General features: G+C 73.6%; 8 protein-coding genes and 2 pseudogenes. 3 read left to right on the forward strand and 7 right to left on the reverse strand.

Annotation, left to right across the window (positions count from 1 at the left end; genetic code table 11):
- From ACWDNY_RS22330 to ACWDNY_RS22340, 3 genes are all read right to left on the reverse strand, one after another.
- Window positions 1-3783 carry a UvrD-helicase domain-containing protein gene (locus ACWDNY_RS22330; RefSeq protein ID WP_451647552.1) on the reverse strand — a complete coding sequence of 1261 codons (3783 nt, stop codon included), beginning with the start codon at window positions 3781-3783 and terminating at the stop codon, window positions 1-3.
- 134 nt (window positions 3784-3917) lie between these two features.
- Complete coding sequence (locus ACWDNY_RS22335) at window positions 3918-7298, reverse strand: ATP-dependent helicase (RefSeq protein ID WP_451647553.1); 3381 nt, start codon at window positions 7296-7298, stop codon at window positions 3918-3920.
- A gap of 288 nt (window positions 7299-7586) precedes the next feature.
- Window positions 7587-7997, reverse strand: coding sequence for an MGMT family protein (locus tag ACWDNY_RS22340; protein WP_451647554.1), 411 nt, complete (start codon window positions 7995-7997; stop codon window positions 7587-7589).
- Between the two features lie 188 nt (window positions 7998-8185).
- On the opposite strand from ACWDNY_RS22340, the gene ACWDNY_RS22345 reads away from it, so the two are divergent.
- Window positions 8186-10999 (forward strand): lysylphosphatidylglycerol synthase domain-containing protein, encoded by a 2814-nt coding sequence (locus ACWDNY_RS22345; protein WP_451647555.1) that lies wholly within the window; start codon window positions 8186-8188, stop codon window positions 10997-10999.
- Window positions 11000-11077: 78 nt separating this feature from the next.
- Window positions 11078-12616 (forward strand): alpha/beta hydrolase, encoded by a 1539-nt coding sequence (locus ACWDNY_RS22350; RefSeq protein ID WP_451647556.1) that lies wholly within the window; start codon window positions 11078-11080, stop codon window positions 12614-12616.
- Window positions 12617-12622: 6 nt separating this feature from the next.
- Here the strand turns inward: ACWDNY_RS22350 and ACWDNY_RS22355 are convergent, their stop codons facing one another.
- The 4 genes and pseudogenes from ACWDNY_RS22355 to repSA form a co-directional block, all read right to left on the reverse strand.
- A complete protein-coding gene (locus ACWDNY_RS22355; protein WP_451647557.1) occupies window positions 12623-12802 on the reverse strand; it encodes a hypothetical protein in 180 nt (59 codons plus the stop codon).
- Window positions 12803-13283: 481 nt separating this feature from the next.
- Window positions 13284-14510 (reverse strand): tyrosine-type recombinase/integrase, encoded by a 1227-nt coding sequence (locus ACWDNY_RS22360; protein WP_451647558.1) that lies wholly within the window; start codon window positions 14508-14510, stop codon window positions 13284-13286.
- Window positions 14510-14707 (reverse strand): helix-turn-helix transcriptional regulator, encoded by a 198-nt coding sequence (locus ACWDNY_RS22365; RefSeq protein WP_031017537.1) that lies wholly within the window; start codon window positions 14705-14707, stop codon window positions 14510-14512. Before ACWDNY_RS22365 ends, ACWDNY_RS22360 begins: the two co-directional genes overlap by 1 nt.
- A 2-nt stretch (window positions 14708-14709) precedes the next feature.
- Window positions 14710-15594, reverse strand: a pseudogene (gene repSA / locus ACWDNY_RS22370) (replication initiator protein RepSA); the annotation flags it as partial.
- Here repSA and ACWDNY_RS22375 point away from each other — a divergent pair.
- Window positions 15594-15803 (forward strand): annotated as a pseudogene (locus ACWDNY_RS22375) (NUDIX hydrolase); the annotation flags it as partial. The pseudogenes repSA and ACWDNY_RS22375 overlap by 1 nt on opposite strands.
- Window positions 15804-16086 lie beyond the last annotated feature (283 nt).

Here is a 16086-nt window from a genome sequence, read left to right on the forward strand (position 1 = left end):
CTATCGGCCCGTGCCGGTGCCCTCGTCGGGCGGTATGTCACACCACGGGGCACTTGACGGCTCCCCCAGGAGCAGCCGCTCCAGCGCGGCCCGGTCCGGAAGGCGCTGCGGCCGTACGACCTCGCCGGTGCGGACGTAGAGGAAGCCCGCCGTGACGCGCTCCAGGGGCACACCCTGCTGCTCGGCCCAGGCCAGCCGGTACACGGCGAGCTGGAGCGGGTCGGCGCTGCCGCCGCGCCCGGTCTTCCAGTCGACGATCTCGTACGTCACCCCGTCGCCTTCGCCCTCCTTGTAGACGGCGTCGATGCGGCCCCGGACCACGCGGCCGGCGAGGGCGAGCTGGAAGGAGGCCTCGACGCGGTGGGGGGTGCGGTGGGCGTACGGGGTGCGCTCGAAGGCGTCCTTGAGAGCTTCGAGGTCGCGCTCGTCGGCGATCTCCGCATCGCTGCCGGGCAGTTCCTCCGGCTCCAGCAGGGGCAGGGTCAGCTCGTCGAAGCGTGACTCGATCCAGGCGTGGAAGCGGGTGCCCCGGCGCGCGGCGGGCTGCGGGGGGCGCGGCATGGGGCGCGCGAGTTCCCTGGCGAACCCGTCCGGATCGGCGGCCAGGCGCAGCAGCTGCGTGGCGGTCAGCGTCACCGGCAGGGGCACGTCGGTGACGCCCTGCCGTGCGCGCCGGAGCTCCCCGGTGAGCGCTTCGAGGTCGCGGTCCCAGGAGGCCACGGTGCGGGCCTCCTCCGGGGTGAGCGGTGCGGGATCCGGTTCCACTGGGTGCGGGTGGGGGCGTGCGGGCGGCACGGCGGTGTGGTCGTCCGGGGCCGTCGCCTGGTGCGGGACCCTCGGGCGGCCGCCCGTCCGGGCGTCGCCCCGGCCGGTGGGGTGCTCCCGGGCCGGGCCGTCCCCGACAGGGGTGCCCGTGCCCGTGGTGCCGGCGTCCGCCGTGCCGTCGCGAGCGGGGGCGCCCTGCGCGGCGCCGCGTCCCTGGAAGTCCTCGGGAGCCTCCGCGCCGTACGGTTCGGCGGCGGCGTCGAAGGGGGCGTCCTGGCCACCGGCGAAGGGGTCGGCGTCGAGGAGATCGCCTTCGAACGGGTCCGCGTCGAAGGGGTCGGCGTCGAGCGGGTCGCCGTCGAAGGGGTCGGCGGCGAACGGGTCGTCCGGGTGGGGATCGCCCGCGAAGGGGCCGGTCGCGTCGTGGGGCGGTGCGTCGTCCTCCGGCGGCGGGGGCCAGTCGGGGTCGCCGTGGTCGGCCGGGTCGTGCGCGGCCGCCGGGTGGCCGTCCGTGGAACCGGCCAGGTCCTCCAGGTGGGCGAGGACCGTCGCGGCGGCCGCGCGACGGCGGGCGAGGGCGGCGTCGTCCAGGGGCAGGGGCCAGAGCCGGTCGGCGGCCTCCTGGTGCAGGGCCGGGTTCTCCTCGCCCTCCTCCGGCGCGTCCGCCCAGACCTCGATCTCGCCGTTCCCGGCCGCGCAGTGGTCGTACAGGACCGCGAGGAAGGCGGACGGGCCGCGGGGCTTCTTCTGGGTGGGGCCCCACCAGTGGCCGGAGCCGAGGAGCAGGGAGCGGGGGCGGGTGAACGTGACGTAGCCGAGCCGCAGCTCCTCCGTGTGCTGGTGCTCCTTCATGGCCTCGTGGAAGGACTTCATACCGCGGGCGTCCCATTCGGCGACGTCGGGCAGGGTGTCCGCGTCGCCGCGCAGGGCGTGCGGCAGGACCTTGCCCTGGGCGGTCCACTTCTCCCGGCCCTGGCCGCTGGGGAAGGTCCCGGTGACCAGGCCGGGGACCACGACGACGTCCCACTCCAGGCCCTTGGACTTGTGGGCGGTGAGCACCTTGACGGTGTTCTCGCCGCCCGGCAGCGCGTTGTCCAGGCCCTTCTCGTACTGGGCGGCGGTGCGCAGGAAGCCGAGGAAGGCCAGCAGCGTCGCCTCGCCGTCGTTGGCGGCGAAGGAGGCGGCCACGTCGAGGAAGTTCGACAGGGTCTCGCGGCGGCGGGCCGCCAGGGCGTGCGGCGACGCCGACAGCTCGACCTCCAGTCCGGTGACGGCGAGCACGCGGTGCAGGACGTCCATCAGCGGGTCCGCCAGTGAGCGGCGCAGGTCGCGCAGTTCGGCGGCCAGCCGGGCGAACCGCACGCGCGCGTCCGCGGAGAACGGCAGCCCGTCGTCGCCCCCGCCGTCCAGCGGCGTCTCCAGGAAGGTGTCGAGTGCGTCGGCGAGCGAGATCACCTCCGCCGGGTCGGTGCCCTCGACGGCCTGGGCGAGCCGCCGGTCGGCGTCGTCGCCGGCGTCCGGGCGCGCGCGGGCGACGATCAGTCTCGCCCGCCGGCCCAGGAGGGCGAGGTCGCGGGGGCCGATGCGCCAGCGCGGGCCGGTCAGCAGGCGGACCAGGGAGGCGTTGGCGCCGGGGTCCTGCAGGACCTCGCAGACGGCGACGAGGTCGGCGACCTCGGGCAGGTGCAGCAGCCCGGACAGCCCGACCACCTCGACGGGGACGTCACGGGCGACGAGCGCGCCCTGGATCTCGGCGAAGTCCGTGGCCGTGCGGCACAGCACGGCGATCTCGCCGGGCGCCTTCCCGGTCCGCACCAGGTGGGCGACGGAGTCGGCCAGCCAGGCGATCTCCTCGGCGTGGGTGCGCAGGAGCGCGCAGCGCACCGTGCCGTCGCGTTCGGCACCGGGGGCGGGACGCAGCGCCTCGACTCCCGCGTGCCGGGCGCGCAGCGGCTCGGCGAGGCCGTTGGCGAGGTCGAGGAGGCGGCCGCCGCTGCGGCGGTTCTCGCTCAGCGCCTGGCGGGTGGCGGGGCGGCCGTCGGCGTGCGCGAAGTGCTCGGGGAAGTCGTCGAGGTTGGCGACGGAGGCGCCGCGCCAGCCGTAGATGGCCTGGCAGGGGTCGCCGACGGCGGTCACCGGGTGGCCCGTGCCGCCGCCGAACAGGCCGGCCAGCAGGATGCGCTGCGCGACCGACGTGTCCTGGTACTCGTCCAGCAGGACCACGCGGAACTCCTCGCGCAGCACGCGGCCGACCTCGGGCAGCCGGGCGAGCCGCGCCGCGAGCGCGATCTGGTCGCCGAAGTCGAGCAGGTCACGCTCGCGTTTGGCGGCCCGGTAGCGGAGCACCAGCTCGGCCAGTTCCCGGCGGGCGGCGGCCGCCTCGGGGACCTTGCGCAGGTCGGCGTTGCTGAGCCTGGTGCCCTCCAGGGTGCCGAGCAGCCCGGCGTCCCAGGTGCGCAGGTCCTCCGGGCGCACGAGGTGCTCGGCGAGTTCGGCGTCGAGCGCGAGCAGGTCGCTGACCAGGTCCGGGAAGGAGCGGGTCAGCGCCGGGTAGGGTCCCGGGGCCTCGCGCAGCACGCGCGCGGCGAGCTGGTAGCGGGTGGCGTCGGCGAGCAGGCGGGCGGTGGGTTCGAGCCCGATGCGCAGACCGTGGTCGGTCAGGAGGCGGCCGGCGAAGGAGTGGTAGGTGGAGATCACCGGCTCGCCGGGCGGGTTGTCCGGGTCGATGGCCTCCGGATCGGTGACGCCCGCCCTGACCAGCGCCTTGCGGACGCGCTCGGCGAGTTCGCCGGCGGCCTTGTTGGTGAAGGTCAGGCCGAGGACCTGCTCGGGGGCGACCTGGCCGGTGCCGACCAGCCACACCACACGCGCCGCCATCACGGTCGTCTTGCCGGATCCGGCGCCGGCCACGATCACCTGCGGGGCGGGCGGCGCGGTGATGCACGCCGTCTGCTCCGGGGTGAACGGGATCCCGAGGAGCTCCTTGAGCTGCTCGGGATCGGTGATACGGGCTGGCACGTCCAAGAGGCTAGCCCCGGGCACTGACAGCGCGGCCCCCCGCGGGCCTCACGGCGGGAGGAAGCCCAGGTCGGGGCCTGTGGTGCGATGCGTCACCCCGGGGCCGGGCCCGCCCGCACCCCCGCCCGCTCCGCTCACTCCACCACGTGCCGCCCTTCCGGCCGCGCGCTGCAGGACGCCCGGAAGGAGCAGTGGGCGCAGTGCTGCCCGGCCGTCGGTGTGAACCGTTCGTCGAGCACCTTCCCGGCGGCGGTGGCCAGCAGCTCGCCGACCCACTCGCCCGACAGCGGCTCCTGCGCCTGCACCTTGGGCAGGACTTCCCCGCCGTCCCGTTTCGCGGCGCCCTGGCGCAGCTGGACCAGCTCGGCACCGCCCAGTCCGGGCCGGTCCCCGTCGAACAGCTCGTCGACGGCGCCCTCGCGGACGGCGAGCTGGTAGACGGCGAGCTGCGGGTGGCGGGCCACCTCGGCGGACGTGGGCGCCTGCTTGCCGGTCTTGAAGTCGACGACGTAGGCGCGGCCGTCGGCGTCGGCCTCCACCCGGTCCATGGAACCGCGGACGCGCACCTGGTACTCGCCCGCCGCCAGGGTGACGTCGAAGTCGTGCTCGCCGGCCACCGGGGTGCGGCCCGTGCGCTCCAGCACGTGCCACTTCAGGAAGCGCTCGAGGGCGACCCGGGCGCTCTCCTTCTCCTGCGCCGACTTCCACGGCGCGTCGAAGGCGAGCGCGTTCCAGACCGTCTCCAGGCGCTCCATGAGGACCGCGAGGTCGGCGGGGGTGCGTCCGGAGGCGACCTCGTCGGCGAGGACGTGCACCACGTTGCCGAAGCCCTGCGCGGCGCTCGCGGGGGCGTCGGCCTTCACCTCGCGGCCGAGGAACCACTGCAGGGAGCAGGTGTTCGCGAGCTGGTCGAGGGCGCTTCCGGACAGCACCACGGGCTGGTCGCGGTCGCGCAGCGGCACCTTGCTCTCGGTGGGCTCGACCAGGCCCCACCAACGGTAGGGGTGCGCGGCGGGCACCAGCGGACGGCCGTCGTCGTCGGCGAGCGCCGCGAGCCGGGCCAGCCGGTGGGCGGCGGCCTCCCGCAGGGTGTCCGACACGCGCGGGTCGACCGTCGTGGCGCGCAGTTCGGCCACCAGCGCCGCCACGGACAGGGGACGGCGCGGGCGGCCCGTGACGTCCCTGGGTTCGACGCCGAGTTCGGTGAGGAAGCGCGAGGGCTGGTCGCCGTCGTCCGCGGGCGCCTTCACCGCGGTGACGACGAGCCGTTCCCGCGCGCGGGTGGCGGCGACGTAGAACAGGCGGCGCTCCTCGGCCAGCAGCGCTCCGGGGGTGAGCGGCGCGGCGAGCCCGTCGTGGCCGATGCGGTCGGCCTCCAGCAGGGAGCCGCGGCGTCGCAGATCCGGCCACAGGCCCTCCTGGACGCCGGCCACGACCACCAGGCGCCACTCCAGGCCCTTGGCGCGGTGCGCGGTCATCAGGCGCACGGCGTCCGGGCGTATCGCACGCCGGGTGAGCGTGTCGGCTGCGATGTCCTCGGCCTCGACCTCCTCCAGGAAGTTCAGCGCGCCCCGGCCGCCGGTGCGTTCCTCGGCGCGGGCCGCGGTCGCGAACAGCGCGCACACGGCGTCCAGGTCGCGGTCCGCGTTGCGGCCGGCCGCGCCGCCGCGCCGGGCCGCCCGCTCCAGCCGGGCGGGCCACGGCGTGCCCTCCCACAGGTCCCACAGCGCCTCCTGCGCCGAGCCACCGCCCGCCAGGCGCTCCCTGGCCTTGCGGAGCAGCGCGCCGAGGCGCTGGGCGCCCCGCGCGTACACGGGGTCGTGCGCGACGAGCCGTTCCGGTTCGGCGAGCGCCCGCGCGAGCAGGTCGTCCGAGGGGGGCGGCAGCGGGTTGCCCGCGGCCCGCTCCTCGTCGCGCAGGGCGCGGCCGAGACGACGCAGGTCGGCGGCGTCCATACCCGCGAGGGGCGAGGCGAGCAGGGTGAGGGCCGTCTCGGTGTCGAGCCAGCAGGTGTCCTGCTCCGGCTCCCCGGACGTGTCCTGCGCCGGCCGGGCGTCCACCTGGCCGGGTGGATCCTGCTCCCCGGGGACGGCGCGCCGGTCCGCTCCGGGACGCCGCGCCGCCTCCGCCGCGGCGACGGCGCGCAGCGCCGTCAGCAGGGGCGCGACCGCCGGTTCGCGCCGCAGCGGCAGGTCGTCGCCGTCCACGTCCACCGGCACCCCCGCGGCCGTCAGGGCGCGCCGCACCGCCGGCAGGGTGCGGGCACCGGCTCGTACCAGGACGGCCATCTCCTGCCAGGGGACGCCGTCCTCCAGGTGGGCGCGGCGCAGGATGTCGGCGATGTTGTCCAGCTCCGTGCCCGGCGTCGGGTACGTGTGGACGTCGACGCGGCCGCCGTCCCGGGCGGGCGTGAGGTCGCGGTGGGCGCGCACCTTCTCGGCCGGCAGCCGGGTCAGCGGCATACGCCGGGTGAGCAGCCGGGTGGCTGCCAGGAGCGCGGAGCCGGAGCGGCGGGAGGTGCGCAGGACCTGCACGGGGGCGGGGCGGCCGTCCGCGCGGGGGAACGTCTGCGGGAACTCGAGGATGCCATTCACGTCCGCGCCCCGGAAGGCGTAGATCGACTGGTCGGGATCGCCGAAGGCGAGCAGGGTGCGGCCTCCGCCGGCCAGGGCGTGCAGCAGGCGCACCTGGGCCGGGTCGGTGTCCTGGTACTCGTCGACGTAGACCGCGTCGTACCGGGCGGCGAGCGCCTCGGCGGCGCCGGGGCGGTGGGCGAGCAGCACGGCGCGGTGGACGAGTTCCGCGTAGTCGAGCACGCCCTGCAGGTCGAGGACGTCGAGGTACTCGGCCAGGAAGGCCGCCGCGGCCTGCCAGTCGGGGCGGCCGATGCGCCGGGCGAAGGCCTCCAGGGAGCGCGGGTCCAGCCCCAGCTCACGGCTGCGGGCGAGGACCGCGCGGACCTCGTCGGCGAACCCGCGGGTGGTCAGGCAGGCGCGCAGCTCGTCCGGCCAGCGCACGTGTGCGAGGCCCAGCCCCTCCAGGTCGAGCTGGCCGGCCAGCAGCTCCCGTACGGTCACGTCCTGCTCGGGGCCGGACAGCAGCCGCATCGGCTCCACGAACAGGTCGCTGTCCTGGTGGGCGCGGACCAGGGCGTAGCAGAACGAGTGGAAGGTGGTGGCCCGGGGGGCGCGGGCCGCCCCGACGCGCAGGGCCATGCGGTCGCGCAGTTCGACGGCAGCCTTGCGGCTGAACGTCAGCACGAGGATGCGCTCGGGGTCGCCGCCGCGCTCCGTGCGCGCGGCCACGGACTCGACGAGGGTGGTGGTCTTGCCCGTGCCCGGGCCGGCCAGGACGAGCAGCGGGCCGGTCCCGTGGTCAACCACGGCGCGCTGTGCGGCGTCCAGACGGGGGGGACCCGGCCGGGCCGGCGGAGTACGCACCAGCCGGTAGGTGCCACGGTTCCCCTGGCGCACCCGGGGGTGCGTCAGGTGCCTGGTGGAGGAAGAGGAGCTCACGTGGTTCGCCGGTCCTGGTGGGTGTGCTGGGGTGTCGCTCGGGGTGCGCGGCGATACCGCGCGAGCGGACGGCCGCGGGTGGCCGGGGGTGACCGCGGGGTGAGGGGGACACGCGCAGCAGACGCTACGCCCGGGCCCGGTACGGAAGCAGGACTTCCTCTCCTTCGCTCCCGGCTCTGCCGTCACGTGTGTCCCTCGACGCACGAACGTACGGCATGCGCCGGGCGTGCCCCGATTCGCCCGTACGGGGCGAGGACTCCCCGGCGGCCGCTCCCATGGCGGAAGCTGTCAGGTGTGACCTGCCGCACGTACGCCGCCGTCCCACCGGGCCCGCCTCATGTCGATGCGCGGCACATGGCCGTCGGCCGTTCTGCCCGCCTCCCTCAGAGGCGTGCCCTCCGCGCGGTAGTGGCCGAGCGCGCGCAGTTCGTGCCCCGGGAGCAGTACCCCGTCGGCGCGCACCACGCGCCACCAGGGGACGGCGCCGCCGTACAGGGACATGACCCGGCCGACCTGGCGGGGGCCGCCTTCCTCGAGCCATTCGGCGACGTCCCCGTACGTCATGACGCGCCCCGGCGGAACCAGCTCGGCGACCTCCAGGACCCGCTCGGCGTACGCGGGCAGCGCGTCCGCGGGCTCGCCGCGCACGTCGTGCGGACGCTCCGGGCGGCCCTCGTCCGGAAGGCTTTCGTGACTCATCCGTCCCATCCTGCCCCACCCCACCGACAACGCGGCGCCCTCGGAACCGTGCGCGGCCCTCGCCCGGCGGCGGCACTTCGGGCAGACTGTGCGCTTCCCCGCATGTGCACCCTGATGCCCGCGTGTGCCGGAGGGGCATGCCACCATCGTGCGGGCGGTGACCGGTGATACGAGACCAAGAAGAGATCATGAAGCAGCAGGGAGTGCACCCCGACGACGCGGAGGGCACCTCTGGGGTCTCGTCGCGCCCCGCCACCGACGGCGGGGCCGGCCCGGACGGCGGTGAGGTGCCCACCGGGGCGGACACGCGGACCGGTCGCGGCGACGGCGGCGAGGCGGGCGGAAAGCGCGCCGAGGGCGCCGCCGGCACCGACCGGAAGCCCGCCGACGAGGCGGACGTCACGCACATCGACGAGGTGGAAGGCGACGAACCGCTGCTCCCGGCGCGCGTGCACCGCCCCTCCGACCTCATGCGGCTGCTGGTCGCCGTCTTCGCCGTCGCCGTGCTGCTGGCGATCGCCGCGTTCGCGCACGGCACCACCTCCGGTCTCGAACAGGACATCAACAAGGGCACCGGGCAGGCACCCGACCTGCTCATCAAGATCGCCGGGCTGGCGTCCAGCATCGCGATCCTGCTGGTCCCGGTGGCCTTCGCGATCGAACGCCTGATCAAACGGGACGGGCTGCGCATCGCCGACGGCGTGCTCGCGGCCGTCCTCGCGCACGGGGTGACCCTCGCCACAGACCTGTGGGTCGCCAAGGCCGCCCCGGACTCGATCCAGGAGGCGCTGACCCAGCCCTCCCCCGGTGACGTCCACGCCCTGACCGACCCGGTGCACGGCTATCTCGCCCCGGTCATCGCGTACATGACGGCCGTCGGCATGTCCCGAAGACCGCGCTGGCGCGCGGTGCTGTACATCGTGCTGGCGCTGGACGCCTTCTCGATGCTCGTCACCGGCTACACGACACCGTTCTCGATCGTCCTGACGCTGCTGATCGGCTGGTCGGTCGCCTACGGCACGCTCTACGCGGTCGGCTCGCCCAACGTCCGTCCCACGGGGCGCACCCTGATGGCGGGCCTGCGCACTGTCGGGTTCCGCCCCGTGAGCGCCTCCCGCGAGGACACGGCGGAGACGGCGGACATCGGTGACCGCGGACGGCGCTACTTCGTCACGCTGGAGGACGGTCCGCCCCTGGACGTCACGGTCGTCGACCGGGAACAGCAGGCGCAGGGCTTCTTCTACCGGCTGTGGCGCAACATCACGCTGCGCGGGTTCGCCACCCGCAGCAGTCTGCAGTCGCTGCGCCAGGCCCTGGAGCAGGAGGCGCTGCTCGCCTACGCGGCCATCGCGGCCGGCGCCAACGCGCCCAAGCTGATCGCGACCTCCGAGCTCGGCCCCGACGCCGTGATGCTCGTCTACGAGCACACCGGCGGCCGCACCCTGGACTCGCTGGCGGACGAGGAGATCACCGACGAGCTGCTCCGCCGCACCTGGCACCAGGTGCAGGCGCTCCAGTCGCGGCGCATCGCGCACCGCAGGCTGGCCGGTGACGCCATCCGGGTGGACGGTTCGGCCCGGGTGATCCTCACCGATCTGCGCGGTGGCGAGATCGCGGCGGGTGACCTGCTGCTGCGCATGGACGTCGCCCAGCTGGTGACGACGCTGGGGCTGCGGGTGGGCGCCGAGCGTGCGGTGGCCTCGGCGGTCGGTGTGCTCGGGCCCGACGCCGTCGCCGACTGCCTGCCGATGCTGCAGCCCATCGCGCTGACGCGCTCCACGCGCGCGACGCTGCGCAGGCTGGGCCGGGAGCGGGCGAACCGGGAGCGGGAGGCGGTGCTGGAGGCGTCCCGTCAGGCCAAGCAGGCCCGGCTGGAGGCGGCCACCGCGGAGGCCGGGCCCGTCGTCCTCGAAAAGCCCGACAAGAAGGCGGTGCGCGCGGAGGCGCGGGCGGAGAAGCGGGCCATCGACGAGGCGCTGGAGGAGGCCCGCGAGGAGGACCTGCTCACCCAGATCCGCCACCAGGTCCTCCTGATCCGGCCGCAGGCGCCGGTCGAGCCGGCCCGGCTGGAGCGGATCCGGCCCCGCACGCTGATCAGTTTCATCGCGGGCGCCATCGGCGCGTACTACCTGCTGACGCAGCTCACCCACATCCAGTTCGGCACCCTGTTCGTCAACGCGCAGTGGGGCTGGCTCGCGGCTGCGGTGCTGTTCTCCGCGCTGAGCTACGTCGCGGCGGCGATGGCGCTGCTGGGGTTCGTGCCGGAGCGGGTGCCGTTCCCGCGCACCGTGGCGGCGCAGGTGGCCGGGTCGTTCGTGAAGATCGTGGCGCCGGCCGCCGTCGGCGGCGTGGCGCTGAACACCCGCTTCCTCCAGCGCGCGGGCGTACGTCCCGGGCTCGCGGTGGCGAGTGTGGGCGCGTCCCAGCTGTTCGGGCTCGGCTGCCACATCCTGATGCTGCTGTCCTTCGGCTATCTGACGGGCACCGAGAAGACGCCGTCGCTGTCGCCGTCCCGGACGGTCATCGCGGGTCTGCTGACGGTCGCCGTGCTCGTGCTCGTGGTCACCTCGGTGCCGTTCCTGCGGAAGTTCGTCGTGACCCGGGTGCGGTCACTCTTCGCGGGTGTCGTGCCGCGCATGCTGGACGTGCTGCAGCGGCCGCAGAAACTGGTCACCGGCATCGGCGGCATGCTCCTGCTGACCGCCTGCTTCGTGATGTGCCTGGACGCGTCGATCCGGGCGTTCGGCGACGACTCGACCTCGATCAGCATCGCCGGCGTCGCCGTCGTCTTCCTCGCCGGCAACGCACTCGGTTCCGCCGCGCCGACGCCGGGCGGTGTCGGCGCGGTCGAGGCGACCCTCACGGTCGGTCTGATCGCCGTGGGGCTGCCCAAGGAGGTGGCCGCTCCCGCGGTGCTGATGTTCCGGCTGCTGACCCTGTGGCTGCCCGTGCTCCCGGGCTGGCTCGCCTTCAACCACCTCACCCGCAAGGGCGCCCTGTAGGCGCCGCAAAGGCCGCACCTGTGCCCCGGACGGGCGTGCGCCCGCGCGGGGTGCCGCCTACCGCGTGAGGATGGGGGCATGCAGAACGCTCGCGGGCTGCGCGCCGCCGCCCTGACCGCCTCCACCGTCCTGCTGTCCTCCCTGCTGGCGGGCTGCGGCGCCGCCGGCGCCGACGTCCTGACCGACCAGAAGCTGAACTGGACGGACTGCCCGGCCCCGTCCGAGTCGGAGGGCGGCGGTACCTCTCCGTCACCGCTGCCGAACGGCGGCAAGTGGCAGTGCGCCACGATGCGGGCACCCCTGGACTGGGCGAAACCCAAGGGCGACACGATCGGGATCGCCCTGATCAGGGCGACGGCGAGCGGCCCCGGCGCGCGCATCGGCTCGCTGGTGTTCAACTTCGGCGGCCCGGGCGGCTCCGGTGTGACCACGCTGCCCGCCTTCGCCGGGGACTACGCGGCGCTGCGCACGCGCTACGACCTGGTGAGCTTCGACCCTCGCGGCGTCGGCCGCAGCGCGCCCGTCGAGTGCGAGAGCGACGCCCAGCTCGACCGGTACTTCCAGCAGGACTCGACGCCCGACGACGCCGCCGAGCGCACCCAGTACCTGAACAATACCAAGCGGTTCAACGCCGAGTGCGAGAAGAACTCCGGGAAGGTCCTGGGGCATGTGCGCACCACCGACGCGGCCCGAGACATGGACCTCATGCGCCAGGTCCTCGGCGACGCCAAACTGCACTACTTCGGCATCTCCTACGGCACCGAGCTGGGCGGCGTGTACGCCCACCTGTACCCGCGCCACGTGGGGCGGGCCGTGTTCGACGGGGTCGTCGACCCCACGCAGAACTCCGAGCAGGGGTCGCTCGGCCAGGCCAAGGGCTTCCAGCTCGCGCTCGACAACTTCGCGCGGAACTGCACCTCCCAGGTCTCCCAGTGTCCGGTCGGCGACACCCCGCAGGACGTGAAGAATCGTATCGCCAAGCTGCTCGGCGACCTCGATCGCCAGCCGATCCCGGGCGTTCCGCCCCGCCGGCTGACCCAGACCGCGGCGACCAACGGCATCGCGCAGTCCCTGTACTCCAAGGACTTCTGGGAGTACCTCACCGCAGGTCTGGAACAGGCCTACGCGGGCGACGGCAGGATACTGATGCTGCTGTCCGACGCGATGAACGGCCGCAGCGAGAACGGCGAGTACAGCAACCTCGCCGCCGCGAACGTCGCCATCAACTGCTCCGACGACAAGCCCCGGTACTCCCCCGCCTACGTGGAGCGGAAGCTGCCCGCGTTCCGCGCCGCCTCTCCGCTGTTCGGCGACTTCCTGGCCTGGGGCATGCTCAGCTGCACCGACTGGGCCGTGCGCGGCGCGGCCGACCATCCCGACGTGAGCGCGCCCGGCTCGGCACCGATCCTGGTCGTGGGCAACACCGGCGACCCGGCCACGCCCTACCAGGGCGCCAGGAAGATGGCGAACGCGCTGGGCAAGGGCGTCGGCGTCGAACTCACGTACAAGGGCCAGGGGCACGGCGCCTACGACAGCAAGAACAAGTGCGTGCAGAGCGCGGTGAACGGCTACCTGCTGGACGGGCGGCTCCCGGCGGCGGGCACGGTCTGTTCCTGACCCGGTTCACCACCCGTGAGATCGCTCCCGGTCACGGCCGAGAAGTCGCCGGATCAGCACGTATGCGGCCACACCGGTCAGGGCCATCCCCATGACGACCAGAATCGCGCCGACGGCGATCAGAAACGTCCCGACGAGGATCACGAGCGTCCCGATGACGAGGAGAAAGATCGCGAGGACGGTCACAGTGGTCTCCTGTCCTCCCTCCCACTCCGCCTCCTTCCCCGCTCGCGCTCAAACACTCCGCTCCACGACGACCCGCGGGGCCGGTCGACACCGGCCCGCGATCAAGGACGCACGGACGACGGCCGTTTGCTGCCCGCCGGACTGCTGCGCGAGATGCTGACCCCGACACCGGGCTCCTCCCCCGACTGGCTGGACCCGGCCGACACCGTCATCAAGGACATCACGGCGGAGTTCTGCCCCCGCTGAGCCACGTCCGTCGGGCGCCGGCCGGGAGGAGGGACGACGCCTGCGAACACGCCGACACCGGGACCGTCCGAGGCCACCCGATGCCGGCCGACGACGACAGAAGCCCACGGCATCCCGACAAGGTCGGATGCCGTGGGCTTCTCAGGCCCGCCGGTCGGCGGGAGGGGTGATCAGTAGACGGGCGAGTCAGGCGATGTAAGGCGTGGCCTGCTGGTTCCCCGCATGGTCACCCCTCCTAGGCCGTCGTGGGGCCGTCATCGGTGTCCGGGCCGTCCGCGAAGGCTCGGTCCACAGCCTCGCGGGTCCGCTTCTCGCTGCTCGGCATCAGGTGCGTGTACGTCCGGAGCGTGAAGCCGGGATCGTGGTGCCCCAGGTACTCGGACAGGGCCTTGATGCTCTCGCCCGCGTCCAGGAGGACGGAGGCGTAGAAGTGCCTCAGCGCGTGCATTCCGCTCGCCCGACCGAAAGGGACGCCCGCCGCATCGAGAGCCGGGCGCCAGGCCCCGCGGTTGAAATCGTTGCGGTTGATCGGGCGGCCCTGGTCCCTGTGAAAGATCAGTGATGCAGTCACTGGTGCTCCATCGACAGCGCGCCAAGGCAGCGTCACGGAGGCCGGCGGATGCAGGCTGATGTGCTCCTCGATCGACCGAGCCACGCTCTCGGGTAGCGGGACCGTCCGCTCCTTGGCTCCTTTGGGCGGCGCGAACACCGGCCGGTTGCGGATGAGCTTGACCTGCCGCACGACGTGAATCACGCCCTCGATCAAATCGACGTCGTTCACCGCCAGGCCCAGGACCTCACCCTGGCGCAGACCGCACCCACCAGCTAGATCCACCATGGCCCGATACCGCTCTGGCAGTGCCGAGCGGATCGCGAGAACGCGCTCGCGCGGCCAGGGAACGATCCGCCGAACGTCGAGCTTGGGCACGCGGACGGACGACGACCGGCAGGGGTTCTCGGGGATCAGGCGGTCGTCGACGGCCGCCGTCAGCATGGTGGAGAGGTTCGCGAAGATCACCCGCTGAAGGGCGGGTGCCACTCCCCCGTCGTGCAGCTTCCGCAACCACTCACGGATGTGCGTTGGCCGAAGCGAGCCCAGGGTGCGGCTGCCCAGGTATGGCAGAACGTGCAGGCGGATGCGCTGCTCGGTGCCCACGAAAGTGCCGGGATCCATGGTGAGCGATGCCAACCACCGATCGGCGTGCTGTCGGACGGTGAGGCGTCCGGCCTGCGGGTCGATGTACTGCCCGCGCGCCATGTCCGCCTCAATCTGCGTAAGCCACTGCTCAGCGAGCCGCTTCTGCCGGTCGGGAAAGCTCCTGGACTTCTCGGTGCCGTCGGGGCCGATGTAGCGGGCCCGGTAGCGCAGGCCGGTGCCATAGCGGTCGGTCTTGACCTTGCAGGTCTTGCCGTCCGGGCCGGTCTCGGTCCGGTACCAGCGGTCCTGGATGTGCCCGGCCATCAGGCGGCCTCCCCGATCTGGGAGTCGACCCAGGCCCGCACGTCGGTCGGGTCGAAGCGGAGGTGCCGGCCGACGCGGAAGCCGCGGGGGCCGGTGCGCTTGCGGCGCCACTGGTAGACCGTCTCGACGCTGGGCAGCTCGAACATCTCGACCAGGTCCTCAGGGGTGAGGAAGCGGTTCGGCAGCTCTGAGGCCATGGTCAGCACCCCCTTTCGTCGGCGAGTTGGTCGCGTAGGGCTTCGCGGGCGGTTTCGCGGTTGAGCTGGAGGTCGCGGGCGGTGGTGGCGGCGAGGACGGATTCGCCGGGGGTGTGGCCGTGGCCGGCGTACTGCCAGTCGGCCAGGACCAGGACGGTGTCCGGCTCGGCGTCCTCGAGGCCGAGGGCGGCGTGTTCCTGGGCGGCGCGGTAGTCGGCACGTGCCTGGCGCAGCGCGCCGAGGGTGGTCGAGTAGCGGCGGGACTTGGAGGAGAAGTGGCCGCAGAAGCCGAGCATGTGCGCCCAGGCCCACAGGCGGCGGTCCGGATAGAGCGGGTCGAGCGTCTTGCAGGCTTCGATGAGGCGGCGGGTGTGGTCGGGGACGCCGTGGCGGTCGAGCTCGGCGAGCTCCCCGATGCGGCGGTCGAGGGTGCCGGTGTTCTCGGCCGCCTTGGTGGCGTACTTGGCTACGTAGGAGGCGACGGCCTGTTCGGTGATCTCCGAGCCGTCCCCGAACGCCTTCACGGGCCGGACGTCGAGCTGGGTGCCCCAGCGGAAGGTCCGCGCCGGTTGACCGTCGGCGGCCGGGACGGAGACCGAGGTGTAGGAGTGCGCGGCAGCTGCGCGGATCGCGTCAGCGAGCAGGCCGGCGGTGGCCCAGGACGGCGGCGGGGTGTCCGGGCCGTCGGGTCCGTCGAGGCGGATCACGGCGTGGAAGTGCACCGCGCCGCGCTTCTGGAACTCGGCCACCTTGCCGTAGGAGACGCGGCAGTGGTCGGCGAGTTCCCGGCGGGAAAGGCCGGCGCGGGCGGCGATCTCGCGGCGCAGGCGGGTGGTGAAGCGCTGCCAGAGCTGTCCGGCGTGGTTGTTGAACAACACCGCGCCCGCGAGGCATCGTGGCCTTGGTCTTCCGCTGCAAGCCTTCCGGCGGCACCGAACGCACGTCGAGTGAGTCGACGGCCGTCGACTGGCTCACGCCCGCCGAAGTGAGCGAGCGCATGTCCGAGGTCTACGCGGTCCGACTCCTGGATGCCTTGGACGGCAACAGTCCCCATGTACGGAGCCACGACGGCAAGCGGCTCATCCCAGCGGGATAGGACTTTCCCTACTTCATCAAGCACCCGTCGTCGCTTCGCTCCTCCGGGCGGGCGCGGGCGGCCGGCGGCGCCCGCGCTCATGTCTCCGCCCCGCTCGGCACCGCCGGCCGCCCGCTCCCGCCTAAGAGGCAGGCACACAGTGCATGAGGTCAGAACACGTCGTGGCTGGGGCGGTCGGCTCCACGGCTTTAGAGGTCGTTCTCTTTCCGAACCTCGTGTGTGACTTTTGCTGGTCGGACATGAGATCGCGGCTGTCGCGGGAGTCTCGGTTCGTTGCTGGCTG

Source organism: Streptomyces sp. NPDC003697 (assembly GCF_053587115.1).